Raw genomic sequence first — 25,169 nt, 5'->3', positions numbered from 1 at the left:
CGGCCCGCCGGGCGCGGGGGCCTGCGCCCGCGGGACCCGCGCCCGGCTTTGCCCGCCCAGACGGCCGGAGGGCCCTCCCGCCACCTTCGAGCCGACTCGGGGAGCGTCGGGGCGCGGGAACTCCGCCGAGCTGAGGTTCTGCCGCGCGAGCGCCGCGAGCCGTCGTGCGTGGTGGTTCGCGACGTGACTGGTGCCGTCCACGTCGGTGGCCGCCGGCGGCCCCGGCAGCCCCGGCGTGGCAGAGCCTCGCGCCCCCGGAAAAGCGCGCGCTGCGCGCTACAGCGGCAGGCCGTTGATCGGGAGGCCGCCCAGGGGCAGGCCGCTGAGGCCGGGGAGTGCGCCGGTGGCGGAGCTGAGCGCCTGCGGGGTGGCGGAGGAGGCCAGGTCCGGGAGGCCGCCCAGGCGCTCCATCGGAGCGCCGCTGCGGGTGGCCCCGCCGCCCAGCGCGCCGCCCGCCGCGCTCAGCGGCAGGCTGTTGACCGGCAGGCTGCTGGCCAGCGGCAGCGAGCTCAGCGGGTTGGACGAGGACGCCGGTGCCTGCGCCGCCGGCGCCACGGCCGGAGTGTCGCCGGCCATCGTGCCGGAGGCGTTCGCCGTGGCGGGCATGCTGCGGGCCACGCCCGCGTCGTGCGCGGCGCCGACGACCTGCGAGGCGGTGCCGAGCAGACCCGTGACGGAGGAGCCCATCGAGCGGTTTCCGCCGGGGACGGCCTGACCCACCTCGTGGCCCGCCGCGTCGGCGACGACGGGGACGCCGTTGCTGGCCGCCTGACCGACGCCCGAGCCCGCCAGCTCACCGGTCTGGTGCGCGGTGCTCTCCAGGGAACCGCCGAGGTCGGGAGCGGAGTTCAGCTGGCTGAGCCCACCCAGGTCGGGCACCGTCGGCAGCGCGGGGGCGGCCTGAGCCGTTCCCGCCGCGACCGCCGGGACCGCACCTGCCGCGACGACGAGCGCGGCCTGGACGATCCGGCGCGAGATGGGGAGAGACATGGTGCTCCTTGAGAAGGGACGACAGAACCCGTCCGCCGGGCGGACGTGGTGATTACCGCCCCAGGAGCAAGAAGGTTGCGGCCACATCGGGTAAAGAGTTCGCCAAGCAGGCGGACCTTATGTCCGCTGATGTCGGGTATGTCGATTGGTGTCGATGCAGGCGAGGAAAGGTTTCTTTGCACGCCGGACAAGGGCGGACCCGACTGGAGCGAGAAATTCGGGTCGGCTCGACCCGAATGGCCGCATTCGTCAACCACGGGCTGCCCTGTTCACTCCCCGGGGAGGTCCGGAGACACGGCCGATTGCCTCCGGCCGGCTAGGCGACGGTGATCCGCAGACCGCTCGCGGAGTCCGAGGAGCCGACCGAACCGGCACCGCCCGATGCCCCCGCCGCCCCCGCCGCACTCGCGGACGCGGAGCCGGTGGCGACCCAGCCCTTGTCGGAGTCGGAGCTGGTCCACTGCTTGCCGGCGTACTCGACCTCGGTGATGTGCAGCGTCTTGGCGTGGGCCACCGACCACTGCGCCACCGCCCAGCCGTGCTCCGACTGGTACGCGCTGCCGTGGATCGCCACCGCTACCAGTTGCTCCGACGGCGCGGTCGACGACCCCGAACCCGAGCCGGAGCCCGACCCCGAACCGGACCCGGTGGCGGAGCCCGAGCCGGCGCCCAGCCCGGTGGTGGAGACGACCCGGCCGAAGTCCTTCTTCAGCTCCGCCTCCAGTGTCGTGGAGCCGGCGCCCGACGGGGAGGTGCCGACGCCGTCGACCGTGCAGCTCATCGCGGAGGGGACCCGGCCGGTCAGTGCGGCGGACAGGGTGTCGGCGTCCGCCTCGTGCTGGGCGTAGGCGTCCGGGAAGCCGCTGTGCTGGACGTCCTGCGCCGCCTCGGTGAGGGGGAGTTGGGCGTAGCCGGGGATGGCCGTCAGCTTGTCCAGGAACTTGTTCGTCGCGTAGACCGGGTCGCTGATCTGCTCCGGGGTGCCCCAACCCTGCGAGGGCCGCTGCTGGAAGAGGCCGATCGAGTCGCGGTCGCCGCCGCCGAGGTTGGTCAGCCGGGACTCCTGCATGGCGGTCGCGAGCGAGATGGCCACCGCCCGTTCGGGCAGGTTGCGCGAGGTCGCGACGGCGGCGATGGTGCTGGCGTTCTGCATCTGGTCGAGGCTGAGCTGGACCACGCCGTCGGTGGTGTCGACCTCGCAGCCCTCGGAGAGCGGGCCCGGCAGCAGCCCGCCGCCCTTGCCGATCAGGAACCCGACCACGACGGCTGCCACGACCACCAGCACCAGCACCGGCAGGCAGGCCAGCCAGCGACGGCGGCGCCGACGCGGCGCCGGGAAGTCGTCGCCGGCGTCCATCATCTCGCTCAGACTCACCCGGCATCCTTTCTCCGGCGGCGCTACGTTCTGCGGCGGGGCGTATTCCGCGCGCGCCGTTTCGGTCGGCACGGTCGGTCAGGTCCGGCCGACTGGTCACCCTACCGACTGTGACGGTCCAGCTGGGACTACGGTTCGCCTGCGTACCTGTGACCTGTGCCGCGCTCCAGCGGGAGCTGAGCGCGTGGTGAGGAGAACCCACGTAGGCTGGATGTTCATGAGCCGTCCTGATGCCCACGAGTCCGCCGAGCAGCCCGCCGAGTCGACCGTCGTCCCCGAGCTCGATCTGAGCATGACGGGCGGGCAGTTGACCGCCAGCCTGGTCGACATCCCGTCCGTGAGCGGTTCGGAGCAGGTGATCGCCGACGCCGTCGAGGTGGCGCTGCGCAAGCTGCCGCACCTGACCGTGGAGCGGGACGGCAACGCCGTGATCGCGCGCACCAACCTCGGGCGCGGCGAGCGCGTCGTGCTGGCCGGGCACCTGGACACCGTGCCGATCGCCGACAACCTCCCCTCCTCCGTCGAGGGCGACCTGCTCTACGGCTGCGGCACCTCGGACATGAAGTCCGGCGTCGCCGTGCAGCTGCGCATCGCGGCCACGGTGCCCGAGCCCAACCGGGACATCACCTTCGTCTTCTACGACTGCGAGGAGGTCGAGGCGCGCCGCAACGGCCTCGGTCGCCTGGCCCGCAACCACCCCGAGTGGCTCGCGGGCGACTTCGCGGTGCTGCTGGAGCCCAGCAACGCCCAGGTCGAGGGCGGCTGCCAGGGCACGCTGCGCGCCGAGATCCGCACCAGCGGGCAGCGCGCGCACTCCGCCCGCGCCTGGCTCGGCGACAACGCGATCCACAAGGCCGCGCCGATCCTCGCGCGGCTGGCCGCCTACGAGCCGCTGCGCCCGGTCATCGACGGCCTGGAGTACCACGAGGGCCTGAACGCGGTCCGGATCGAGGGCGGCGTCGCCAACAACGTGATCCCGGACGAGTGCCTGGTCGTGGTGAACTTCCGCTACGCCCCGAACCGGACCCCGGAGCAGGCCGAGGCGCATGTGCGGGAGGTCTTCGACGGCTTCGACGTCGTCGTCACCGACTTCGCCGCCGGCGCCCTGCCGGGCCTGTCCCAGCCGGCCGCCGCCGCGTTCGTCGAGGCCACGGCGACCACCCCGACGGCCAAGTTCGGCTGGACCGACGTCGCCCGCTTCTCCGCGCTGGGCATCCCGGCGGTGAACTTCGGCCCCGGCGATCCGAACTACGCGCACAAGCGCGACGAGCACTGCTCGCTCTCGGCCATCGAGGAGACCGAGAAGCGACTGCGGGCCTGGCTCCAGTCCTGAACAGACCCCCGGTCCTGAACAGACCCCCGGTCCTGAACAGACCCCCGGTCCTGAACAGACCCCCGGTCCTGAACAGACCCCCGGTCCTGAACAGACCGCTCCGGTCCTGAACAGACCGCTCCGGTCCTGAACGGCTCTGAGTGGTCCGGAAGTCGCCTCCTGTCATACCCCCGTTCGTCGATTGATCGTCGTACGCTGCGGAGGTATGACAGACGAGCGCAGCATGCAGCCCATGGGGCCCGGTAGCGGGAGCAGCAACGGCAACGGGAACGGCACGGGGCCAGGCCACGAGGTTCGCCTGCGCGGCAAGGCGAGGATCAAGCACCGGGGCCCGGTACTGCTGCGCGGCGAGCACGTGGACAACAGCACCACGGACCAGCGCCTGCTGGACTCGGCCGGGCCGTCCGACTGGCTGCACACCGACCCGTGGCGGGTCATGCGGATCCAGTCCGAGTTCGTCGAGGGCTTCGGCGCCCTGGCCGAACTCGGCCCGGCGGTCAGCGTCTTCGGTTCGGCCCGCACGTCGGCCGAGTCCGACGAGTACGCGGCCGGCGTCCAGATCGGCCGGGCGCTCGCCGAGGCCGGCTACGCGGTGATCACCGGTGGCGGCCCGGGGGCGATGGAGTCGGCCAACCGCGGCGCGTTCGAGGCGGGCGGCACCTCTGTGGGCCTCGGTATCGAGCTCCCCTTCGAGCAGGGCCTGAACGACTACATCCACCTGGGCCTGAACTTCCGCTACTTCTTCGTGCGGAAGACCATGTTCGTGAAGTACAGCCAGGGCTTCATCGTGCTGCCCGGCGGCTTCGGCACCCTCGACGAGCTCTTCGAGGCGCTGACCCTGGTCCAGACCCACAAGGTCACCAAGTTCCCGGTGATCCTCTTCGGCACCGCGTACTGGTCCGGTCTGCTGGAGTGGATCAGGGCCACTCTGGTCGCCGAGGGCAAGGCGTCCCCGGGCGATCTGGAGCTGATCAGCTGCACCGACTCCGTCGAGGAGGCCATCAAGATCCTCGAGGTGAGCCGCACCAACGGTCACGCGCAGCCTGCCCACAGCCCGGAGTAGGCCCCGGAAGCCGCTGCAGGGCCTCCCGGAAGCCCAGGAGGCTCCCTCCCGCAGGGCGAGCCCAGCCGTCAGCCGCAGGCGAGCCCGCGCGTCAGCTCAGCCTCAGGCGAGCCCGCGGCGGGCGACCGCGGGCTCCCGGGTGCCGCGGATCGAGGCGACCATGTCGAGCACCTGGCGCGTCTCGGCGACCTGGTGGACCCGGTAGATCTGCGCGCCGAGCCAGGCCGAGACCGCGGTCGTGGCCAGCGTGCCGAGCAGGCGCTCGCCCACCGGCTTGTCCAGCGTCTCGCCGACGAAGTCCTTGTTGGACAGCGAGACCAGCACCGGCCAGCCGGTCGCGGTCATCTCGGGGAGCCGTCGCGTCGCCTCCAGCGAGTGGCGGGTGTTCTTCCCGAAGTCGTGTCCGGGGTCGATGATGATCGACTCCCGTGGCACGCCCAGCGCGAGGGCGCGCTCCGCCTCGCCGTGAACCGTCCGCTCCAGGATGTCCGCCATGACGTCCGGGTACTCGACGCGGTGCGGCCGTGTACGCGGTTCGGCGCCGCCCGCGTGTGTACAGACCAGTCCCACCCTGTGCTTCGCGGCGACCTCGGCGAGCTCGGGGTCGACGCCGCCCCAGGCGTCGTTGAGCAGGTCCGCGCCCACCGCGCACACGGCCTCGCCCACCTCGTGGCGCCAGGTGTCCACACTGAGCACCACGTCCGGATGGCGCTCGCGCAGGGCCGCGACGAAGGGGACGGTGCGGCGCAGCTCCTCCTCGACCGTCACCTCCTCCCCGGGCCCCGCCTTCACACCGCCGATGTCGAGGATCGCGGCCCCCTCGGCGACCGCGCGGTCGGCGGCGGCGAAGGCCGGCTCGTCGGCGAAGGTGGCGCCCTGGTCGAAGAACGAGTCCGGCGTCCGGTTCACGATCGCCATGATCACCAGCTCGTCCGGTCCGAAGGTTCGCGGACCGAGCTTGAGGGCCGTGCGGGCCATGCGTCCTCCCGGGCTGGTGCACCATGATGGCTGTCGTTACGTTTGGGGCTTGTCCATGATCCCCCACCGGCAGCCTGGAGTGGGCCTGTGTTCTGGTTGATCCTCGTCCTGATGGTGCTGGTCGTCGGCGCGGCGGCGCTGGCTGCGCTGGGCGCGGGCGGCTCGCTTCCCGAGGCGGAGCGCGACCGCCTGGCCGCGCGCCTTCCGCAGGACCGTCCGGTGTCGCGCACGGACGTCGACGATCTGCGCTTCCCGATGGCGCTGCGCGGCTACCGCATGGACGAGGTCGACGACGCGCTCGACCGGATGGCCGCGGAGCTGAGCGAGCGCGAGCACCGCGTCCAGGAGCTGGAGACCGCGCTGGCCGCGGCCCTCGCCTCGCCCGGCGCGGCGGGCTCGGTCGCCACCGAGCGGCGCGTCGCCTACCAGCCGACGCAGATCAGCCCTGCCGTCGAGGAGCCGGCGCCCGCGGCGGCGCTTCCCACCGAGCAGGAGGCCGACGAGCACGGGACTCCTGTGCTCGGGACTCCCGGGCAGGAGGCCGACGAACAGGGGACCCCCGAGCCGGGAGCCCCTCGGAAGGACGACGAGCTGTGAGCGCGACCGTTCGCGGGGAGGACGGCCGGCTGCGCTGTCCCTGGGGCCTCTCGACCCCCGACTACGTCGAGTACCACGACACCGAGTGGGGCCGGCCGGTCCACGGCGACACCGCGCTGTACGAGCGTCTCGCCCTGGAGGCCTTCCAGTCGGGTCTCTCCTGGATCACGATCCTCCGCCGCAGGGAGGGCTTCCGCCGGGCCTTCGACGGCTTCGACCCGGCCAGGGTCGCGGCCTACGACGAGACCGACGTCGACCGGCTCCTCGCGGACGAGGGCATCATCCGCAACCGCGCGAAGATCGTCGCCACCATCGCCAACGCCCGCGCGCTGCTCGATCTGGACGGCACCAGCCTCGACTCGCTGATCTGGAGCTACGCGCCCGATCCGGCGCCCGCCGCCCCGATGTCGCTGGCGGACATCCCGGCGGTGACGCCGGAGTCCACGGCGCTCGCCAAGGAGCTCAAGCGCCGCGGGTTCCGCTTCGTCGGCCCGACGACCGCCTACGCGATGATGCAGGCGTGCGGCCTGGTCAACGATCACCTGGCGGACTGCTTCGCCCGCTGACGCCGGACCCTCGACGCTGGCCGGCCACAGGCCTAACGGCCCGTGAAGCGCGGGGTCTCCTTGGCGAGGAAGGCGTCGACGGCGATCTGATGGTCCGCGGACTCGCCCGCCAGGGTCTGGAGTTCCTCCTCCTTGGCGAGGGTCTCCACCAGCGTGTGGCCGGCGCCGAACGCCACCGCGGTCTTGATCGCGCCGTAGGCGACCGTCGGACCGTCGGCCAGTCGGCGGGCGAACGTGCGGGCCTCGTCCATCAACTCGGCCCCGGGCAGGACGCGGTGCGCCAGGCCGAGAGCCAACGCCTCCTCCGCCTTGACGGTCTGGGGGAACATCAGCAACTCGATCGCCTTGGACTGGCCCACCAGCCGCGGCAGTGTCCACGACGCGCCGGAGTCCGTGCTGAGGGCCACTCCGGCGAAGGAGGTGTTGAAGCCGCCGTGGGCCGCGAGGAAGCGGAAGTCGCAGGCCCAGGCCAGCGCGGCGCCCGCGCCCGCCGCGACGCCGTTGATCGCCGCGACGACGGGCTTGCGCATCGTCGCCAGCGCTGTGACCAGCGGGTTGTAGTGCTCGCGGACGGTGGACAGGGCGGGACCGCCGCCCTCCCGTGCGGCGGCCAGGTTGCCCACGTGCTCCTTGAGGTCCTGGCCCACGCAGAACGCGCGCTCGCCCGCGCCCGTCAGCAGGACCGCACGGACCGCCGGGTTGTCCGCCGCGTCGATCGCGGCGTCGCGCAGAGCCACCTTGGTCGCCGTGTCGAGGGCGTTCATCGCCTCGGGGCGGTTGATGGTCAGGGTCGCCAGCCCGTCCTCGATCTCGTACAGAACGCTGTCGGCCACGTCCGTCTCCTCACTTTTCGTCCAGCTGTGTCACCGGCTGGTGCCCCGGTCAGCATGACGGATCCGGTACCCCGGGGAAGATGTGACGTAGCCCACTTTCCCGCATCCCCCGCACCGAACGCGAGGGAGGCTCACCCGGCCGCAGGGGCCCGGTGGCGGAGGGGAACTGAGGTGCGGTCGGCGAGCGTGTTCGAGTGCGTCCGAGCGTGCACGGAGGAGGCCCCTGGGGCTGGCGAGATGCGTGACGTTGGTCATCAGACGGTTGAATGCGGGATACTGGTACTCCGATCAGTGCGTTCGAAACCGGCGGTGGACGGGCCGCCGGTTCCGGTGGAGCAGGTGCAGGAAGGGGAACGAGCATGGCGGCCATGAAGCCGCGGACGGGCGACGGCCCGCTTGAGGTGACCAAGGAGGGGCGGGGCATCGTCATGCGCGTTCCGCTTGAGGGCGGCGGACGTCTCGTCGTCGAGCTGACGCCCGACGAGGCCGAGGCGCTCGGTGACGCTCTCAAGAAGGTGTGCGGCTGAGGCCCACCCCCGCTCCGATCCTCCATCGAAGGCCCCTGTCCCCATGCGGGAGAGGGGCCTTCGGCCTGCTGCGGCGCTGAAGGGCCCACCGTCGGACGGCTCACCGCCGGGCGGTGCCACCGCCAAACGGCCCCGCCCTCGGGCGGCCCTGTCCTCGGACGGCCCTGCCCTCGGACGGCCCGGCCCGAGGATCGTCCTCGTCCTGCCCGTGGACGGCGCCCGCTCACGGGCGACCCCACCCAGCCCGCAGCGGCGTGAACCCCCGCGAGAGCGGGATCAGCGACGGACCGCGGCGAGGAGGCCGTCGCCCACCGGGAGCAGCGCGGGTATCAGGTCGGGGTGCTCGCGCACCTGCCGCATCAGCTCCCGTACGGCGGGCGTGCGGACCCCGCTGAGCGCGCCCTCGAAGCAGACCGTTCCCCCAGATCGCAGCAGGCGCAACGATTCAGCAAGGTAGCCGGTCGCCTCCGCCGGGTCGCCGTCGCAGAAGACGAGGTCGTACTGGCCGTCGGCCAGTCGCGGCAGCACCTCGAGGGCGGGGCCGGGAATCAGCCGGGCGCGGCTCGGCGCGAAGCCAGCCGCGGCGTAGACCTCCCTGGCCTGCCGCTGGAGGCCCGGCTGGACGTCGACGGTGGTCAGGATGCCGTCCGCTCGCATTCCGCGCAGCAGGCAGATGCCCGAGACGCCCGCCCCGGTGCCGATCTCCACGACCGCCCGCGCTCCGGTCGCCGCGGCCAGCAGCCGCAGCGCCGCGCCGCTGCCGGGGGAGACCGGGCGGACCGAGGAGAGCAGTGACAGTTCGCGGGCGTGCTCGAGGACCGGATCCTCGACGGCGTAGGCGTCGGCGAGGGCCGGGTCTGCTTGCCCGTAGCCGCTGATGCCTTCCTCCCGCGCTGCGCCGAGTTGTGTGCCGATCCACCGATCCGTACTGACCAGTGTCGATTTCTGGCCACAGGTTAGTGGAGAGAGACGGAACCGGGATCAAGGCCCGGCCGTTGGAACGGGATGAGGGCCGGGTTCACACCCGGTCGTCGGCCCTCCCGGCGTACCGGGTGTGTACGGAGCGCCGCAGGTGGGTCGTATGGTGATTGGCTTTTATCCGGTGCTAACGGGTGGTGCGGATATGGTGGTGGCCCTGCTAGGCAGAAGAGCCGATAGAGGAGGTGTGGCTGAGGGGGGTGCCCGTTCGCGCAGTCTTCGCGGCCCCGCACCGGCCCGTACGCCGAAGCCCGTGATGAGTGAGTCGCAGCCTGAGAACGCGCCCGCCGAGGCGACGGAGTCGAACGGTCTTCCCGCCGCCCTGGAGGGCGTCACCGAGGGGCAGACCGCATCCTTCGACGAGCAGAGCGCCGCGACTGCCTGGACCCCGCCCAGTTGGGAGGAGATCGTCCAGACGCACTCCGCCCGGGTGTACCGCCTCGCCTACCGCCTGACCGGCAACCAGCACGACGCCGAGGACCTCACGCAGGAGGTCTTCGTCCGTGTCTTCCGCTCGCTGTCCACGTACACCCCGGGCACGTTCGAGGGCTGGCTGCACCGGATCACGACCAACCTCTTCCTGGACATGGTCCGCCGCAAGCAGCGGATCCGCTTCGACGCGCTGGCTGAGGACGCCGCCGAGCGGCTGCCCAGCCGGGAGCCGTCGCCGGCCCAGCAGTTCCACGACACCCACTTCGACGCCGACGTGCAGCACGCGCTCGACACGCTCGCGCCGGAGTTCCGTGCCGCCGTGGTGCTCTGCGACATCGAGGGCCTGTCCTACGAGGAGATCGCCGCGACCCTCGGGGTCAAGCTCGGCACCGTCCGCAGCCGCATCCACCGCGGTCGCGCACACCTGCGCGCCGCCCTGCAGCACCGCGCCCCCGGCGCGGGCGAGGGCCGTGAGCGGCGGGCCGGCGTGGACGTGGAGGCCGAGGCCCAACTGCTGGCCGCCGACGCCCTCGATCGGGGGCGGTCCTCGTGAGCGAGCAGTCCCGCCGCGTTCCGCGGTCGGAGATCGGCGAGCTGCGGGTGACCCAGGTCTCCGTCGCCGTCACGGCCCCGCCGCCGCAGGAGCACCACCTCGGTGACCGCCTCGCCGCCTTCGTCGACGGCGAGCTCGACCACGGCGCGCGCGAGCGCGTCCAGGCGCACCTGGCCACCTGCCCCGACTGCCTGGCCGAGGCGGAGGCGGAGCGCCGCCTCAAGGCGCACCTGCGCGAGGTGCTGTGCCCCGAGCCCAGCGGTGTCTTCCTGAGCCGCCTGATGGCCATCTCCGCAGCCGACGACGACGAGGGTGAAGGGCGCCCGCCCCAGGGCACGCCCTCGCGCGTCCGCTCCCTCTTCGGAGGATCGGGCGCCCAGGGCCCTGGAGCGGGCTTCGGCATGTCCGGCGGCCTCGGCAACGGTGGTCTGCGCGGCAGCAGCTTCGGCAACGGCGCGCTCGGAGCGGACCGTCCGGTGCCCGGGATCGACCCGCGCGCCCGGCGTGAGCGCGGCCGTGAGCCCCGCGGCGAGCGCCCGATAGCGGCCCGGCTGCGCGCCGGGTCGGATTCCTCGGGTTCCACGATGTCGACCTCCGGCGCGGGTTCGGCCCAGGCCGAGCGCGCGGAGCGGGCGGCCGTGGTCGGCGTCGCGCCGAGCGCGCCCGCCGCGCCGCGCGGCAGGCGGCTCGTCTTCGCCGCGGCAGGCGCGTTCTCGGTCGCCGCGGTCACCCTGAGCAGCGCCCTCACCGGGGTCACGGCCACGTCGGAGGCGCCCCACGACGTCGCCCCGCTGTCCGGCTCCAACAACTACGCGCCGTCCGCCAACTACGCGCCGAACGACGGACAGCCCGCCTACAACGTCGCGCGTGTCGACGACGCCCCCGAGCATCCGGCCGTCAACCAGCACGTCGCGCTCGCCCGTCCGGGCACGCCGCCGATCCTCTACCCGGCGGCCCAGCTGCGCTAGCGGCCACACCCATCCGTCCACGACGTCGGCCCGTACCGCGCCCCCGCGGGACGGGCCGACGCGTTCTCCTGCGCGCGAGGCCCGCCGCGGCCCGGTGAGACCCGGCGCGGTCGTCCGCCGGTGAATCGGCCGGCGTCTGTCGGTGAGCTGTTCAGTCACCTGTTCGTTAACTGGGAACATTCACGCGGGCGTAGCCTCGATCGCCCCCGACCTGTTTCAATGCCAGGGCAGCAGGCGTGGAGGAGCAGTTCGGCATGGCAGCGGAACACCAGGTGGAGGAGCCGCGGGCGCCACAGCGTGCCCAGCGGCCCGCGCCCGCGTGGTGGAGCCACCCGGGCGGCGCGGGCGCGCAGCGCGGCGCGATCTTCGGCAGCCGCGTGCGCGCGGAGGACGGCAGACTCGTCGGCGACGGCGACGGCGACGGCGACCGCCACGGCGACGGCACGGGTGGCGGCACGAGCGACGATGACTGGCTCACAGCCGCCCAGCGCGTCAACGACGGCCCCTGGGGCGGGGACGGCCCGGTCGGCCGTCGGCCGGGCCGGGCGGTACCGGCGCTCACCTCGCCCAAGGGCTTGCTGATCATCGCCTTCGTCGTGGTGGTCGCCAGTCTCATCGGCGGCGGTCTCGGGGTCGGCGTCGAGGGCGCGGCCGAGGGCGGCCGGCTCACCCTGCACCAGGCGTCGAGTTCCGCCTCCAAGGACTCCAACGGCACCGCGGCCGTCCTCCGCGCCGTGCTGCCGGGCGTGGTCTACCTCCAGGTCGACGCCGGCGGCCAGCGCACCACCGGCACCGGCATCCTGCTGGACGCCAACGGCCACATCCTCACCAACAACCACGTGATCGCGCCCGAGGGCACCCCCGGCACGGTCACCGTGACCTTCAGCACCGGCCAGCATCATCCGGCCGCCATCGTCGGCCGCGACGCCGGCAGCGACCTCGCGGTGCTGCGCGTCGCCGGCGTCTCCGGGCTCAACCCCGTGACCTTCGGCGACTCGGACAACGTCCAGGTCGGTGAACCGGTGATGGCGATCGGCGCCCCCTACGGCCTGCGCGGCACGGTCACCTCCGGCATCGTCAGCGCCGTCGACCGCCCGATCGTCTCCGGCAGCCTCGACTCGCCCGCCGGCGACTCCTACCTCGACGCGCTGCAGACCGACGCGCCGATCAACCCGGGCAACTCGGGGGGCCCGCTGCTCGACGCCAGCGGCACCGTGATCGGCATCAACACGGTGATCCGCTCCTCCGACCCGGACAGCTCCGATCCCTACGGGAGCGACAGCACCAGCGGCAGCATCGGCCTCGGCTTCGCCATCCCGATCGACCAGGCCACCGCGGTGGCCGCGCAGCTGATCGGCGGCGGCCGGGCCACGCCGCCCACCATCGGCGTCACGCTGGACCGCGGCTTCGACGGCGGCGCAAAGATCACCGACGTGCACGCCGCGGGTTCGAAGCTGATGGTCGGCGACGTGGTGACCGCGGCCGACGGGGTCGCCGTCACCGACGCCGACGATCTGATCGCGCTGATCCGCGGCCGCAGGGCCAACGGCACGACCCAGCTCACGGTGCTGCGGAACGGCGCGAGCCTGAAGATCCAGGCGAAGCTCACCGCGGCGCCGACCGACACGACATCGACCAAGGCCTGAGTCGACCGGAGTCTGAGCGGTCCGGGGCAGGCAGAGAGCGGTTCCGTTCGTTCCGTTCCCCTTTTCACACCGCTGGTTCACTCGTCACCGGGTACGACTGGCCGTCCGGGCGATTACGCTGGAGCAGTCCACACGTCAGCAGGGGAGCCCACCGCATGTTCTTCGACATAAGCCCACTGGAGATGGTGGTGCTCGTCGTTCTCGCCGTGGTCATCTTCGGCCCGGACAAGCTCCCCAAGCTGGTCCAGGACGCGATGGGCATCATCCGCAAGATCCGCGAGTTCTCCGACAGCGCCAAGGAGGACATCCGCAAGGAGCTGGGCCCGGAGTACCAGGACTTCGAGTTCCAGGACCTCAACCCGAAGACCTTCGTCCGCAAGCAGATGCAGCGGCACGGCGAGGAGTTCGGCCTGAACGAGATCCAGGAGCTGAAGAACGGCTTCACCCGTGACGCGACGGAAGCCGCCACGGCCGTGAAGTCCGTCCGCAACGACCCGCTGGGCAAGGTGGCCCCCGAGTCGACGCCCGGCGCCTCCGCCTCCGCGTCCGGGGCTTCCACAGCGGCCTCCGCGGACCCGGCAGCGGCCGCAGCGGGCGCCGCGGACGAGCGGCCTCCGTACGACCTCGAGGCGACCTGAGGGCGGCTCACGCGCGCGTTATCCCCTCCCTACACGGTCGGCCCGGCCCGCCCCGGTAATCTTCTGCCGGGGCGGACCAAGGAGGAGGCCGGTATGGACACCACGAGTGAGACCGTGGCGGAGCAGGAGCAGCAGCCGCACGCGGAGGCGAAGTCCGCCGGGCCCGGCTTCTCGGGGGTCGACTTCCCCTGGTACGGCCTGGACGACGCCTGGACCGGCCGCCGCTGGTACGGCGCCACCGGCACCTCGCCGGACGGCCGCGTCGTCGACTACGGCTCCCTCGGCCACGGCGACGAGCCGGTGCGCTCCTACCTCGCCCAGGACCCGGCCGAGGGCAAGCGCTTCGCTGTCGTGGTGACGGTCGCCCGGCGCGAGGCCCGCCGGCTGGAGAACGGCACCGGCATGCTGGAGGCGACCTCGGTCTCCTCGGCCGCGTGGCTGGCCGGCTCCGGCCTCCTCGCCGCCACCGAGCACGCCCCGATGGAGCGCTCGCTGCGCCAGGACTGGCTCGACCAGCAGACGGCCCTCGCCTGGGACCTCGCCGACGACCTCGAGAGCCCCGCCTGGTCCTCCCTCACCCTCCCGGTCAACGGCACCCCGCAGCCGTTCCGCTACCGCGAATCCGAGTACGGCTGGGTCCTCGCCGGCGACGCGGAGGGCGCCCACATCGGCGCCTACGGCCGCGGCGTGAGCGCCTACGGCCTGGGCTTCACCGTGATCACCGACTTCGCGACGTACGGCGGATAGCGGCCCGCCCCGGAGACCGGTGCGAGCGGCGCTGTGTCTCTGCCCGCCGTGCCGAGTCTCGCTGCGGTCAGTGCGTCGTGTGGGGTGGGTGGGGCGCTGGTTCCTCCTCGACCGGGCCCCAGAGGCGTGCCGGGAACCTCCCAGGGCCGCCAGGCCAAGCCCAAGGGTCACGCGGTGAGCCTGGCGGCCCCGGGAGAACCCCGGTCCGGGAGACCTGCCCGATCGAGGAGGAAGCCTGACCCGGGCCGTGGCGTCTCAGCGGGGTGCGCTGTGCCAGCGCCAGTCCGCCGTCAACCGCTCACGTCCGGGCAGGTCACCGCGGCCGGTGGCCCAGAGCAGGGTCGCCCAGGGGTCGGTGTCCGCCGGAGCCTCGGGGAAGAGGCGGTGCAGCGCCCGGGCGGAGAGGCCGGCCGGGGCGGTCCAGTCCAGGCCGAGCCCGCAGGACAGGTCGTAACCGTGGACGAAGAGCTCGACCAGGCCCATGGCCGCCGAACCCTCGGGGTCCGTCGTCCCCATGGGGTGGAAGGCACGTGCCTCCGGTGCCGACGTCCGCACCATCGCGATGTGGAGCGCCCCGCAGGCCTCCACCACCTGCACCAGGCTCTCGACCCCGGGCTCGCGCTCACTGGAGATCACGCTCCAGGGCCTGCCCGGTGCGGACCGATGATTGACGAACGACAGGAAGGTCTCGACGGGCGGTGACTGCTGGGCAAGCTGCGTGCCGTAGAAGAAGAAGCAGTCGGCGAGGTGCTCGGCGGTCTCCCAGCAGTCCATGTCCAGCGTCCCGGCCGGACGGCTCCAGTCCGCGGAGAGGGCGGCCGGCTGGCGCAGCAGCGCGAGCACCAGCCGCAGGCCTTCGGCAAGGTCGTCCGCCGTGACCGGCCCGATGGGCGGGAGCAGATCAGTCGAGGTCATGGGCGGGTGCCACCTTCGTTGCGTCGCCGAGCAGCAGAACATCCGCACCCTAGTGATCGACTCAGACGCCCGCAACGGAGTTGATCTCCACGCACAAGCCGCTAGTCGGCACCACACCCTCGGGGCCGCCAGCGCGCCACACGCTCTGGCGCACGAGGTCCCGCAGCAATCCGTTGAGCTGCGCGAACACGCCTTCCATGGCCCACTTGGCGAAGTAGCCCTAGACCGTCCCCCAGGGCGGGCGGCAGGTACCACCACTGGGGGCCGGTGCGGACCACGTACAAGATCGCGTCCAGGATCTCGCGCAGCCCGTGCTCGCGGCGGGGCCGTCGTGGGGCCGTCAGACGGCAACCAGCGGTGGTCGCCAATGACAAACGCCGACCACTTCCCCGCAGCTCAGGGGAGTGATCGGCGAATGCGCCGCAGGTCGCGAGACCCGCGAATCAGAACTTGTTCTTCGGCGTGAGCCCCAGGGACAGGCCCGAGAGGCCGCGCTGGCGGCTGGCGAGCTTGGAGGCGATGGCGCGGAGCGCGGAGCCGCCCGGGGAGTCGGGGTCGGAGAGGACGACGGGCTTGCCCTCGTCGCCTCCCTGGCGGAGTTGGACGTCGATGGGGATGTTGCCGAGGACCGGGACCTTCGCGCCGGTGGCGCGGGTGAGGGCGTCGGCGACCGTCTGGCCGCCGCCGGTGCCGAAGACGTCGACCATCTCGCCGCAGTGCGGGCAGGGCATGCCCGACATGTTCTCGATGACGCCGACGATCGTCTGGTGCGTCTGCAGCGCGATCGTGCCCGCGCGCTCGGCGACCTCCGCCGCAGCCTGCTGCGGGGTGGTGACCAGCAGGATCTCCGCGTTCGGGATCAGCTGGGCGACCGAGATCGCGATGTCGCCGGTGCCCGGCGGCAGGTCGAGCAGCAGGATGTCGAGGTCGCCCCAGTAGACGTCCGCGAGGAACTGCTGGAGGGCGCGGTGCAGCATCGGGCCGCGCCAGACGACGGGCGCGTTGCCGGGGGTGAACATACCGATCGAGATGACCTTCACGCCGTTCGCCGACGGCGGCATGATCATGTTCTCGACCTGGGTGGGACGGCCGTCGGCGCCCAGCATGCGCGGGACGCTGTGGCCGTAGATGTCGGCGTCGACGACGGCGACCTTCAGGCCCTGGTCGGCGAGCGCGGCGGCGAGGTTGACCGTCACCGAGGACTTGCCGACGCCGCCCTTGCCGGACGCGACCGCGTACACACGGGTCAGCGAACCGGGCTTGGCGAAGGGGATCTCCTTCTCCGCCTGGCCGCCGCGCAGCGTCGTCTGGAGCTCCTTGCGCTGCTCGGCGCTCATCACGTCCAGCTCCACCTCGACCGAGGAGATGCCTGGGACGGCCGCGACCGCGTCGCGGACGCGGGTGGTGATGGTGTCGCGCATCGGGCAGCCGGACACCGTCAGCCAGACCGCGACCGACGCCCGGCCCGCGGCGTCGACCGCCACGGATTTCACCATGCCGAGCTCGGTGATGGGCCGGTTGATCTCCGGGTCCTGCACCTTGGCCAGCGCGGCGCGCACGGACTCCTCGATGGGCGTCGCTTCAGTGTCGGTTGCCATAACGGAATGGTACGGCGGCCGAAGAGGCGCACTGACCCGGCAGTAGCGTGCGGCGGGTCACATCAGGGCCGTCAGCTGAGGACGGTCGCCCGAGGAGGGTCGCCCGAGGGCGGGTCGGGTGCGGTCGGGTGAGGCGGTCAGCTGAGGGCGGTCACATCAGGTCGGAGGTCGCGACCCGCGGGTCGTCGGGCCGGTGCCCGTCGCCGTCGCGGAGGTCCAGCTCCTTCAGCAGCTGCTGCAACTCGCTGCGCAGGAAGTCGCGGGTGGCCACCTCGCCGAGGCCCTGCCGCAGGGCGGCGACCTCGCGGGTGAGGAACTCCGTGTCCGCGACGGTCCGGCTGGCGCGGGCGCGGTCCTGCTCCATGTTGACCCGGTCGCGGTCGTCCTGCCGGTTCTGCGCCAGCAGGATCAGCGGCGCGGCGTAGGAGGCCTGCAGCGACAGGGCCAGGGTCAGGAAGATGAAGGGGTAGGTGTCGAAGCGCACCCCCGAGGGCGCCAGCACGTTCCAGGCGACCCAGACCAGGATGGCCAGCGTCATCCAGACCAGGAACCGACCGGTGCCCATGAACCGGGCGATCCGCTCCGACAGACGTCCGAACGCGTCCGGGTCCGGCTGCGGCCAGTTCAGCCGGGAGCGGCGCTGCGGCTGGTCGAGCCGCAGGCGCTTCTGGCTCGGCAACGCCTCGTGCTTGGGCTCGTGCTTCGCTTCGATCCGGAGCTCGAACCTCTGCTCGCGCCTCGGTTGCTCGCGCCTCGGTTCGCGTCTCGGCTTCTGCTCAGATGTGGGACCCATCGGAGGTCACCTCCTCGCCATGGTCGGAGTGGTCCGTGCCGCCGTGGAGCGCGGCCTCGCGCCAGTCCTCGGGCAGCAGATGGTCGAGCACGTCGTCGACGGTGACGGCGCCCAGCAGGTTGCCCGTCGTGTCGACCACCGGTGCGGCCACCATGTTGTACGTCGCCAGGAAGCTGGTGACGCTGGGCAGTTCGGTCGCCGGGCTGAGCGGGTCGAGGTCGCGGTCGACGAGGGAGCCGACCAGCGTGTACGGCGGCTCGCGCAGCAGTCGCTGGAAGTGGACCAGGCCGAGGTACTTACCAGTCGGCGTCTCCAGCGGCGGACGGCACACGTAGACGACGGACGCCTGGGCCGGCTTCAGGTCCTCGTTGCGGATCAGCGCCAGCGCCTCGGCCACCGTCCCGTCCGGCGGCAGCACGATGGGCTCGGTGGTCATCAGACCGCCGGCCGTGTGCTCCGCGTAGGTGAGCAGGCGGCGCAGCGGGGCGGCCTCGTCCGGCTCCATCAGCTGGAGCAGTTGCTCCGCCTCCTCGTCCGGCAGTTCGGAGAGCAGGTCGGCCGCGTCGTCCGGGTCCATCGCCTCCAGCACGTCGGCGGCGCGTTCCTGGTGCAGCCCGGCCAGGATCGCCACCTGGTCGTCCTCCGGCAGCTCCTCCATCACGTCGGCCAGGCGCTCGTCGTCGAGCGCGGCGGCGACCTCGCCGCGGCGCTTGGGGGAGAGGTGGTGCAGCACGTTGGCGAGGTCCGCGGGGCGCAGTCGGTCGAAGGTGGCGAGAAGGTTGGCCGCGCCCTGGTCCTCCTCGCGCAGGGCGAAGCCGGTGACCGCCGACCATTCGACGACGAAGGTCTCCCCCTTGCGGCGCAGCCGCCCGCCGCGGCCCTTCTCGACGAAGACCTTGTCGATCTCCCACTCACGCGCCTTGGTGCGCACCATGGCCACGTCGAGCACGGTGACCGTCTCGCCCTCCTCCCCGTACGGGCCGGTCTCACGCAGGGTGACCCGGCGGTCCAGCAGCTCCGCCAGGCAGAGGGTCTCGGTGGAGCGCTGCTCGAAGCGGCGCATGTTGATCACGCCGGTGGTGATCACCTGTCCGGACTCCACGCTGGTGACGCGGTTCATCGGCAGGAAGACCCGCCGCTTGCCCGGCACCTCGACCACGAAACCGAGCACGCGTGGCGGCCGTCCCCCGAGTCGCAGCGTCACAACCAGGTCCCGGACACGCCCGACGGAGTCGGCGTTCGGGTCGAAGACCGCCACCCCCGCCAGATGCGAGACGAAGACCCGTGAAGCGCCTGCGCTCACGCTCACGCGATACCTCCCTGACGCTGACGCTGCTGACTCAGAGCCTGAGCCCGACCGTGGCTCCGTGCGACCGAGTCGCTGCCGATGGCCAGGCTACCTGCTATGCGAGGTCCGCCCCTTTTGGGCACCGTGCGATTGCGCTCTGTGGGTCCCAGGGGCGGTCCGTGCCCCGAGCCGGAGGGCCTCGACGGCGTTGTCGGCCTTGGCGGCGGCAGGGTCAGGACTGGCGGCGGCGCTTGCGGCCGAGGACCAGCCGCGGGAGCGCGGCGGGGATCGGGAGGCGGGTGGTGGCGGTGGTCGGCGCAGGGGCCGCCGTGTGCGCGGAGTCCGGCATCGCGCCGGGGTGCTCCACGCTGGGGCCCTGGGGCGTCAGCCGCAGCACCCGGCTGCCCTCGGCCCAGCGCGCTTCGACGGCGTCGTGGTCCAGCGCGTTGAGCCGCTTTCCCTTGAGCTCGTCGACCGCGGCCTGCCAGGCGTCCGATCGCGGGGCCAGCAGTTCCGTCCGCGCGCGAAAGGCGACCAGGCGGCCCCACTTGTCCCGGCTCCGCAGGGTGACGAGGACGTCCTGGCCCTCGGCGAGCCCGTCCAGCGGCTGCTCGCCTCCGTCGCCGACGACCACGACCGCGTCGTCCACCCAGGCGTGCCACAGCGCCCGGTCCCGCCCGCCGTCACGCCGGACCCACAGCAGGCCGGACTTCTTCGCGGCCTCCTCGATCAGCGCGCGGTCCAGCAGCTCGGCACTCGGCTCAGCAGTCATGCCCACAGGGTATTGGTTCCTCCGTCGCCGTTCGGCAGGCGTCCGATGGCAGATCCGTTGGCAGATCCGTTGGCGGACGAAAGCGGACAGATGACAGCCGTCCAGCGCGTGGTCCCCCGTGGAAGCGGAGTCTGTCAGTCACCTACCATCGAAACGCCCCTTACCGACCGTGACCCTGTCGGTTCCTGCCTGGTCGTGCCGAGGAGTCGCCCGTGTCCAGCACCGCCGAGAGCGCCGACAGCGCCCAGCCGTCCGCGGCCGTGTCGCGGCAGCCGGGCGGTGCGCCGGCTCCGGGCGTGCATCCGGATCTGTCGGCCGTGCCGCGCGTCGACTTCCTGCTGCTCGCGCTCGCGGTCGGCGGCGTCGCCCTGTCCGCGCCGCTGATCAGTGCCATCGCCGCACCGGCCGTCGCCATCGCGTTCTGGCGCAACTGCATCGCCACCGGCGTCCTCGCGCCCGTCGCCCTGCTCCGGCACCGTAGTGAGCTGCGCGCGATGACCAAGCGCACGGTCCGGTTCTCGCTCGCTGCGGGTGCGTTCCTCGCGCTGCACTTCGCGATGTGGCTGCCGAGTCTGCGCCTCACCTCCGTCGCGACCTCCACCGCGCTGTGCACGGCCACGCCGCTGTGGACCACGCTCTACCTGCGCCTGCGCGGACACCGTCCGCCCCGCGTGGTCTGGGTGGGCATCGGGCTCGCGTTCGCGGGCGTGGTGCTGCTGACCGGCTTCGACCTGACCATGTCCTCGCGCGCCGTCCTGGGCGACCTGCTCGCGCTCGGCGCGGGCATGGCCGCGTCCGGCTACTTCCTGCTCGGCAGCGAGGTCCGGCGGACCGTCAGCACGACCGCCTACACCTTCGTCTGCTACGCGACCACGGGCCTGCTGCTGCTCGTCGCGTGCCTGCTCTCCGGGCAGACGCTCACCGGCTACAGCCCCACCGCCTGGGGGCAGATCGCGCTGCTCACCGCGTCGGCGCAGTTCCTCGGCCACTCGCTCAGCAACCGCGTGGTGCGGACGCTCGGGCCGTCGTTCGTCTCCACGGCGATCCTGCTGGAGACGCCGGGGGCCGCGCTCATCGCGGCCGTCTGGCTCGGCCAGCTGCCGCCGGTGGCGGTCTACCCGGCCGTGGCGATGATCCTGGCGGGCCTGCTGCTGATCATCCGCGCCGGGCAGCGCTCCTGAACCGACCGTCGGGCGACGCCGTAGGCTCTGCCTATGCCGCACGCCGCCGACTCACCCCACCCGTCCGACCCTTCCGAGCCTTCCGGCCCCTCCGGCCCGTCGGGCTCGCCGGACGCGTCCGTGCCGGACGCCGTCCTGGCCGCCGTCGAGGCGCGCCTCATCAGCACCTTCGGCGAGCCGGACGGCCGCGCTGCGATCACCTTCCTCGGCACCGAACGGATCGAGGTGCTGCGCTTCCCGCAGTCGGAGGGCCTGTACCGCTATGCCACTCTCGGCATGTCCGCCGCGCCGATGACCGACCCGACCGCCCTGGTGGCCGACCCGGTCGCCGGCCCGCGGGCCGAGCTGGTGGTCACCGTCCGCGGCGGGCAGGACGGGCTGCTGCGCCCGCTGGCCACGCTCGCGGCCGCGCCGCAGGTGGAGGGGCTGGTCGTGGCGCCGGGCGCCTCGCTGGACCTGGGCGAGCCGCTCTGGCCGGGCGCACCCTTCACGTCGTTCCTGGTCGCCGAACCGGGCGGCCTGGTCGAGGACTTGGAGCTCCCCGAGCCGGCCGAGCCGATCCGTTTCCTGCCGCTGCTGCCGATGACCCCGAACGAGGCCGCCCACAAGCGCGTGCACGGCGCCGCCGAGCTTCAGGAGCGGTGGCTGCGCCACGGTACGGACCTGCGCGACCAGGAGCGCAAGTCCGTACCGCTCGGCGACGTGTGACGTCGGATCAGAACTGCGGCTGACCCGTCGGGGCGCCGCCCTGCGCCGGGATCTGCGCCTGCGGCAGCGCGCCGAGGAGCTGGTCCAGCTCGTCCCGCCAGTAACGGTGGATGTTGAGGCGCGTGGGCTTGGCGCCCGGCGTCATCTCGACGTACATCGAGCTCCACACGGTCGCGCGGTTGATCCGGCTCGCCGGGAAGGCCTGACGCGGGAAGACCGCGACGACGTCGCCGGGGCGGTTGGTCCACCGGCTCGCGGAGTTCACGACGATCGAGGTGTTGGTCAGCGTCAGGAAGTAGAACCGACGCGTGAACGCGACGACCATGCCGACGACCGGGATCTCGTCGAAGATCGCGTTCAGCCACGGGCTCGGCCCGGTCTCCACGTGCACACAGGCCATGAAGGTCTCCCCGGGCGGGGCGACCTGCGAGAGCTTCTCGATGACCTGCTGCTTCTGCTTTGCACGGCGAATCGCCACGTACCCACCCCGAGAGAAGAAAAAAGAGAAGGACGGGCGCGTATCCCCGGCGCCCGTCGAGAGACGCCAGAGGCTAGCAGGTTTTCCGTGGGTCCGGCGGAGGGGATTTCGGGGAGGACTCGGGGAACGTCGGCACGGCTCAGCCGGTGATCGGCTTCGCCCCGGTCGCGAGGCCGACAAGGGCCTCGTACACGGCGGGATCCGTGGTGTTCGCACCGAGGCTGACGGTCTTTCGGCTGCCGTGGTAGTCCGAGGAACCGGTGGTCAGCAGACCCAGCTCGGCCGCGAGCCCGCGCAGCCGGAGGCGGGTCTCCTCGTCGTGGTCCATGTGATCGACCTCCAGCCCGGTCAGGCCCGCCGCGGCAAGATCCGCGATCGTGGCCTCGGAGACCGTGCGCCCCCGCTTGGACGCACCCGGGTGCGCGAACACCGCCACCCCGCCCGCCTCGCGCACCAAGGCGATGGCCTCAGCCGGGTCGGTCTCCCGCTTGGGCACGTCCGCGCGCCCGCCGTTGGCGAGCCACTCCTTCGTGAACGCGGCGTCGACGTCCGCCACGACGCCGGCCTCGACCAGCGCCGAGGCGATGTGCGGCCGCCCCACCGCTCCACGGCCCGCGATGCGCTCGACCTGCTCCCACGTGATCCGCGCACCCAGCGCGCGGCACCGCTCGACGATGGCCTGCGCCCGCCGCACCCGGTCCGTCCGCACCAGCTCGCGCTCCCGCGCGAACGCCGGCTCCTCCGGGTCGAAGAGATAGGCCAGCATGTGCATCGAGATGCCCTCGACCCGGCACGACAGCTCCGCGCCCGGCACCAGCGTCAAGGCCGTCCCGTGCAGCGCCTCGGCCGCCTCCGTCCAGCCCGCGGTGGTGTCGTGGTCGGTCAGCGCCACGACGTCCAGACCGGCTGCGACGGCGTTGCGCACGAGCTCGGCCGGGGAGTCCGTCCCGTCGGAGGCGTTGCTGTGTGCGTGGAGATCGATGCGCATGCCGTCCAGGGTAGGGGAGCGCCGCAACCCTCCGGGGGCGATGTCCGCGCAGCGGTCCCTCATGGATCCCTCACCGGTCCCTCAGCGGTTCATCAGTGGCTGCACGGGGGCCACAAGCGGCGGCTGCGTGAGGCGCCCGCTACTACTTCAGGATCCGCGGGGACAGGGCTCCGCAGGGGAGGAGTTCCAGTTCCGCCCCCGCGTCGCGGAGATCCGTGAGGACGAGCTCGTCGTACATCAGCAGGCCGGAGCGTTCCGGCCAGACCACCGCCCACAACCACAGGCCGCGGGCCTCCCCGACGAAGACCGCGCGGTCGTCCGGGGCGTCCGGGACGTGCCACAGCGCCGTGGGGCGCCCCGCCGCGAGGACCTTCGCGTGCGGGGGGCGGTTCACCGCGATCGCGTCGCCCGGATCGGGCCCGGGCAGCCCGGCGTAGCGCGCGCCGAGACCCACGCCGAGCTCCTCGGCGATCAGCAGCAGCTCTCCCGGCCCGCCCAGCGGACCGGGGCCCGAGCAGGCGACCGCCGTCGCCCGCGTCCCCGACACATCGTCACCAGCGTGCGCGATACCCGTGAAGAGCCAGCCCACCGGCAGCGGCCAGGGCAGCCAGACGGGCACCTCGGCCCTGGCGACAGCGACGCCCAGCGCCTCGACGCTGGGCGGGACGATCGGCTGCAGGGGATAGACCGTCCCGTGCCTGTCGCACTGCCACGTGTCGGTGAACAACCCCGGGGCGCGGACTCGGCCCCCGCACCTAGGGCAACTGGGCTCGCCCCTCATAGACGAACACGGTCCTCTCTCCCGCCCGGTCCGTCAAGGACGATCACCCGTGCGGGGGACGCCACTTTCGAGGGACGGACCAAGGACGGACGAGGACGGGCGAGAGGCGCCGGCGGGGTCAGACGGTGGCGTTCCCGAGCGGCCGGATGTAGACGCGGTCACCCGTCGCGGCAGCGTGCTCGACAATGGACCGGACCGCCTCGGCCTCGGCGATCTGGCTGTCCCCGACCGCCGTTCCGTTCTCGTCGAGGCGGAAGATCTCGAAGCGCATGGACTTCTCCCTTCTGCTGGCTGGTTCCATCGTGGGCCGCTCCTGCTGCACCGCGGTTAGCGTGCCGTTAAACCTGCGTATCGCCGCAGGCCATCGCCCTGACGCCACGTCAGGCGACGGCGTTGGTCCAGAAGGCGGACAGCGAGACCGCCGTCCCCGCGGGCCGCTCCGCGTTCGGCGAGTGACCGGCGCCGGGCACGACGATGTGCTCGGCGGAGAGCCTCAGCGCCATCTGCGCCTGAAGCTCCACCGGCCAGGCGTAGTCCGTCTCCCCGGAGAGGACCAGCTTCGGCAGCGCCGTCTTCGCCAGCTCGTCCACCCGGTCCGGCTCGGAGATCAGCTGCTGCGCCATCGCCGCCAGCGCACCGGGGACGTTCGCCAGCCAGCGCCGGTGCATGAAGTCCGCGATGTCCGGCTCCAGTCGGACCTTCGCGCCGCTCGCCTCGTCCATCTCCTGCATCGCCTGCCAGATCTCCTCCAGCGTCATCGCCGGAAGGGCGGCCAGCAGCAGCTTCGCCCGCTCGGTCTCGCCGCGTCCGATGGCCGCCGGTCCCGTGCTCAGCAGCGTGAGAGAGGCCCACGGCAGCGGCGCCCCGGTCGCCCGCAGCACGGCGTCCCGCGCGACGTACCCCGCGAAGGAGTGCGCGACCAGGTGCAGGGGGCGCGCGGCGGCCCGCTCACGCAGTTCCGCCGTGACGGCGAGCAGGTCGAGGCTGAACTCCTCCAGCGCGTACGCGGCGACCTCGTCGGGCCCGCCCGTCTCGTACTGCCCCCGCTGGTCGATGGCGAGCACCTCGAACCCGTCCTCGGCCAGCGGTTCCAGCAGCGCGACGAAGTCCTCCTTGCTGCCGGTGAATCCGGGCACCAGCAGCGCGAACGCCGTCGCCGGCCGCCCCTCGGGCACGGCGTGCAGGGCTGCGAACTCGCCCCGCGCGGTGCGAAGGCGGACGCTCCGCGCACAGGCGGGCAACGTGAGGAACGGCGGTGTGCTCATAAGGCGGAACCTCCTGGCGGTGCGGCATGCGAGGTCGAGCCTAGCCAGGGGAGATGTCCGTGAGGTGTCGTTCCGCGCTCCTGCGGCGTTGCCGTCCCTCGACATGCCGACGGCGCGGCGGGAACCCCGCCAGGGGTTCCCGCCGCGCCGTCGGCTGCCTGCGCTCGAGGCTGTGTGG

27 protein-coding genes and 1 pseudogene are annotated in these 25,169 nt (G+C 72.5%); 12 read left to right on the top strand and 16 right to left on the bottom strand.

The window, feature by feature from the left end; all coding sequences use genetic code 11:
• Nucleotides 1-276: 276 nt before the first annotated feature.
• A complete protein-coding gene (locus TR50_RS42190; protein WP_052440510.1) occupies nt 277-990 on the bottom strand; it encodes a hypothetical protein in 714 nt (237 codons plus the stop codon).
• Between the two features lie 316 nt (nt 991-1,306).
• A complete protein-coding gene (locus TR50_RS00380) occupies nt 1,307-2,365 on the bottom strand; it encodes a VldE C-terminal domain-containing protein (protein WP_052440507.1) in 1,059 nt (352 codons plus the stop codon).
• Nucleotides 2,366-2,657: 292 nt separating this feature from the next.
• On the opposite strand from TR50_RS00380, the gene dapE reads away from it, so the two are divergent.
• Together dapE and TR50_RS00370 are read left to right on the top strand one after the other, a co-directional pair.
• Complete coding sequence (gene dapE, locus TR50_RS00375) at nt 2,658-3,698, top strand: succinyl-diaminopimelate desuccinylase (protein ID WP_439654188.1); 1,041 nt, start codon at nt 2,658-2,660, stop codon at nt 3,696-3,698.
• A gap of 205 nt (nt 3,699-3,903) precedes the next feature.
• On the top strand, nt 3,904-4,761 hold the full coding sequence (locus TR50_RS00370; protein ID WP_236654175.1) for an LOG family protein: 858 nt from the start codon (nt 3,904-3,906) through the stop codon (nt 4,759-4,761).
• Between the two features lie 102 nt (nt 4,762-4,863).
• Here the strand turns inward: TR50_RS00370 and folP are convergent, their stop codons facing one another.
• Nucleotides 4,864-5,739: a dihydropteroate synthase gene (gene folP, locus TR50_RS00365; RefSeq protein ID WP_042412323.1), complete on the bottom strand. Its 876-nt coding sequence runs from the start codon at nt 5,737-5,739 to the stop codon at nt 4,864-4,866.
• A gap of 87 nt (nt 5,740-5,826) precedes the next feature.
• Here folP and TR50_RS43470 point away from each other — a divergent pair, with 87 nt between their 5' ends.
• Both TR50_RS43470 and TR50_RS00355 read left to right on the top strand, forming a co-directional pair.
• The gene (locus tag TR50_RS43470) at nt 5,827-6,336 is read left to right on the top strand and encodes a DivIVA domain-containing protein (protein ID WP_042412320.1); all 510 of its coding nucleotides are present in this window, start codon (nt 5,827-5,829) and stop codon (nt 6,334-6,336) included.
• Complete coding sequence (locus tag TR50_RS00355) at nt 6,333-6,902, top strand: DNA-3-methyladenine glycosylase I (protein ID WP_042412317.1); 570 nt, start codon at nt 6,333-6,335, stop codon at nt 6,900-6,902. The genes TR50_RS43470 and TR50_RS00355 overlap by 4 nt, the downstream gene beginning before the upstream one ends.
• Before the next feature lie 32 nt (nt 6,903-6,934).
• Here TR50_RS00355 and TR50_RS00350 read toward each other — a convergent pair whose 3' ends face one another.
• Nucleotides 6,935-7,735 (bottom strand): enoyl-CoA hydratase-related protein, encoded by an 801-nt coding sequence (locus TR50_RS00350; protein ID WP_042412314.1) that lies wholly within the window; start codon nt 7,733-7,735, stop codon nt 6,935-6,937.
• A 359-nt stretch (nt 7,736-8,094) separates the two neighbouring features.
• Here TR50_RS00350 and TR50_RS43820 point away from each other — a divergent pair, with 359 nt between their 5' ends.
• On the top strand, nt 8,095-8,262 hold the full coding sequence (locus TR50_RS43820; protein WP_075003713.1) for a DUF3117 domain-containing protein: 168 nt from the start codon (nt 8,095-8,097) through the stop codon (nt 8,260-8,262).
• Nucleotides 8,263-8,538: 276 nt separating this feature from the next.
• Here the strand turns inward: TR50_RS43820 and TR50_RS00345 are convergent, their stop codons facing one another.
• Nucleotides 8,539-9,177 (bottom strand): O-methyltransferase, encoded by a 639-nt coding sequence (locus TR50_RS00345; protein WP_439654187.1) that lies wholly within the window; start codon nt 9,175-9,177, stop codon nt 8,539-8,541.
• A 208-nt stretch (nt 9,178-9,385) separates the two neighbouring features.
• Here TR50_RS00345 and sigE point away from each other — a divergent pair, with 208 nt between their 5' ends.
• From sigE to TR50_RS00320, 5 genes are all read left to right on the top strand, one after another.
• Nucleotides 9,386-10,225: an RNA polymerase sigma factor SigE gene (sigE, locus tag TR50_RS00340; RefSeq protein WP_236654215.1), complete on the top strand. Its 840-nt coding sequence runs from the start codon at nt 9,386-9,388 to the stop codon at nt 10,223-10,225.
• On the top strand, nt 10,222-11,193 hold the full coding sequence (locus tag TR50_RS00335) for an anti-sigma factor family protein (protein WP_052440505.1): 972 nt from the start codon (nt 10,222-10,224) through the stop codon (nt 11,191-11,193). The genes sigE and TR50_RS00335 overlap by 4 nt, the downstream gene beginning before the upstream one ends.
• Nucleotides 11,194-11,447: 254 nt before the next feature.
• On the top strand, nt 11,448-12,839 hold the full coding sequence (locus tag TR50_RS00330; RefSeq protein ID WP_063774966.1) for a S1C family serine protease: 1,392 nt from the start codon (nt 11,448-11,450) through the stop codon (nt 12,837-12,839).
• Between the two features lie 155 nt (nt 12,840-12,994).
• Nucleotides 12,995-13,477 (top strand): sec-independent translocase, encoded by a 483-nt coding sequence (locus TR50_RS00325; RefSeq protein WP_042412310.1) that lies wholly within the window; start codon nt 12,995-12,997, stop codon nt 13,475-13,477.
• Between the two features lie 93 nt (nt 13,478-13,570).
• Nucleotides 13,571-14,224, top strand: a complete 654-nt coding sequence (locus TR50_RS00320; RefSeq protein ID WP_042412308.1) for a hypothetical protein — start codon at nt 13,571-13,573, stop codon at nt 14,222-14,224.
• Between the two features lie 255 nt (nt 14,225-14,479).
• Here TR50_RS00320 and TR50_RS00315 read toward each other — a convergent pair whose 3' ends face one another.
• From TR50_RS00315 to TR50_RS00295, 6 genes and pseudogenes are all read right to left on the bottom strand, one after another.
• Nucleotides 14,480-15,139: a DinB family protein gene (locus TR50_RS00315; protein WP_042412306.1), complete on the bottom strand. Its 660-nt coding sequence runs from the start codon at nt 15,137-15,139 to the stop codon at nt 14,480-14,482.
• A 109-nt stretch (nt 15,140-15,248) separates the two neighbouring features.
• Nucleotides 15,249-15,456: pseudogene (locus TR50_RS48330) on the bottom strand (transposase); the annotation flags it as partial.
• A 126-nt stretch (nt 15,457-15,582) separates the two neighbouring features.
• Entirely contained in the window at nt 15,583-16,737 is a 1,155-nt protein-coding gene (locus TR50_RS00310) for an Mrp/NBP35 family ATP-binding protein (RefSeq protein ID WP_084699596.1), read from the bottom strand.
• Nucleotides 16,738-16,888: 151 nt separating this feature from the next.
• A complete protein-coding gene (locus TR50_RS00305; RefSeq protein ID WP_084699595.1) occupies nt 16,889-17,530 on the bottom strand; it encodes a DUF1003 domain-containing protein in 642 nt (213 codons plus the stop codon).
• The gene (locus tag TR50_RS00300; RefSeq protein ID WP_042413143.1) at nt 17,514-18,833 is read right to left on the bottom strand and encodes a magnesium transporter MgtE N-terminal domain-containing protein; all 1,320 of its coding nucleotides are present in this window, start codon (nt 18,831-18,833) and stop codon (nt 17,514-17,516) included. The genes TR50_RS00305 and TR50_RS00300 overlap by 17 nt, the downstream gene beginning before the upstream one ends.
• A 217-nt stretch (nt 18,834-19,050) precedes the next feature.
• Nucleotides 19,051-19,590: a hypothetical protein gene (locus tag TR50_RS00295; RefSeq protein ID WP_042413142.1), complete on the bottom strand. Its 540-nt coding sequence runs from the start codon at nt 19,588-19,590 to the stop codon at nt 19,051-19,053.
• A gap of 212 nt (nt 19,591-19,802) precedes the next feature.
• Between TR50_RS00295 and TR50_RS00290 the strand changes: the two genes are divergently transcribed.
• Entirely contained in the window at nt 19,803-20,771 is a 969-nt protein-coding gene (locus tag TR50_RS00290) for a DMT family transporter (RefSeq protein ID WP_439654179.1), read from the top strand.
• A 33-nt stretch (nt 20,772-20,804) separates the two neighbouring features.
• A complete protein-coding gene (locus TR50_RS00285; RefSeq protein ID WP_439654178.1) occupies nt 20,805-21,479 on the top strand; it encodes a suppressor of fused domain protein in 675 nt (224 codons plus the stop codon).
• Between the two features lie 7 nt (nt 21,480-21,486).
• Here TR50_RS00285 and TR50_RS00280 read toward each other — a convergent pair whose 3' ends face one another.
• From TR50_RS00280 to TR50_RS00265, 5 genes are all read right to left on the bottom strand, one after another.
• Nucleotides 21,487-21,957 carry a hypothetical protein gene (locus TR50_RS00280; protein WP_042412301.1) on the bottom strand — a complete coding sequence of 157 codons (471 nt, stop codon included), beginning with the start codon at nt 21,955-21,957 and terminating at the stop codon, nt 21,487-21,489.
• A 139-nt stretch (nt 21,958-22,096) separates the two neighbouring features.
• Nucleotides 22,097-22,945: a PHP domain-containing protein gene (locus TR50_RS00275; RefSeq protein WP_042412297.1), complete on the bottom strand. Its 849-nt coding sequence runs from the start codon at nt 22,943-22,945 to the stop codon at nt 22,097-22,099.
• A 142-nt stretch (nt 22,946-23,087) separates the two neighbouring features.
• Nucleotides 23,088-23,726 (bottom strand): DUF6758 family protein, encoded by a 639-nt coding sequence (locus TR50_RS00270; RefSeq protein ID WP_042365083.1) that lies wholly within the window; start codon nt 23,724-23,726, stop codon nt 23,088-23,090.
• A 118-nt stretch (nt 23,727-23,844) separates the two neighbouring features.
• Entirely contained in the window at nt 23,845-24,027 is a 183-nt protein-coding gene (locus TR50_RS45150; protein ID WP_152648177.1) for a DUF8834 family protein, read from the bottom strand.
• A gap of 79 nt (nt 24,028-24,106) precedes the next feature.
• Nucleotides 24,107-24,991, bottom strand: coding sequence for an alpha/beta fold hydrolase (locus TR50_RS00265; RefSeq protein ID WP_042412295.1), 885 nt, complete (start codon nt 24,989-24,991; stop codon nt 24,107-24,109).
• Nucleotides 24,992-25,169: the final 178 nt, after the last annotated feature.

This window comes from Streptacidiphilus anmyonensis (assembly GCF_000787855.1).
In the GTDB taxonomy this organism is placed as follows: Bacteria; Actinomycetota; Actinomycetes; order Streptomycetales; family Streptomycetaceae; genus Streptacidiphilus; species Streptacidiphilus anmyonensis.
Note: the sequence above shows the minus strand (reverse complement) of the source record. Positions and strands in the feature narration are given on the sequence as shown.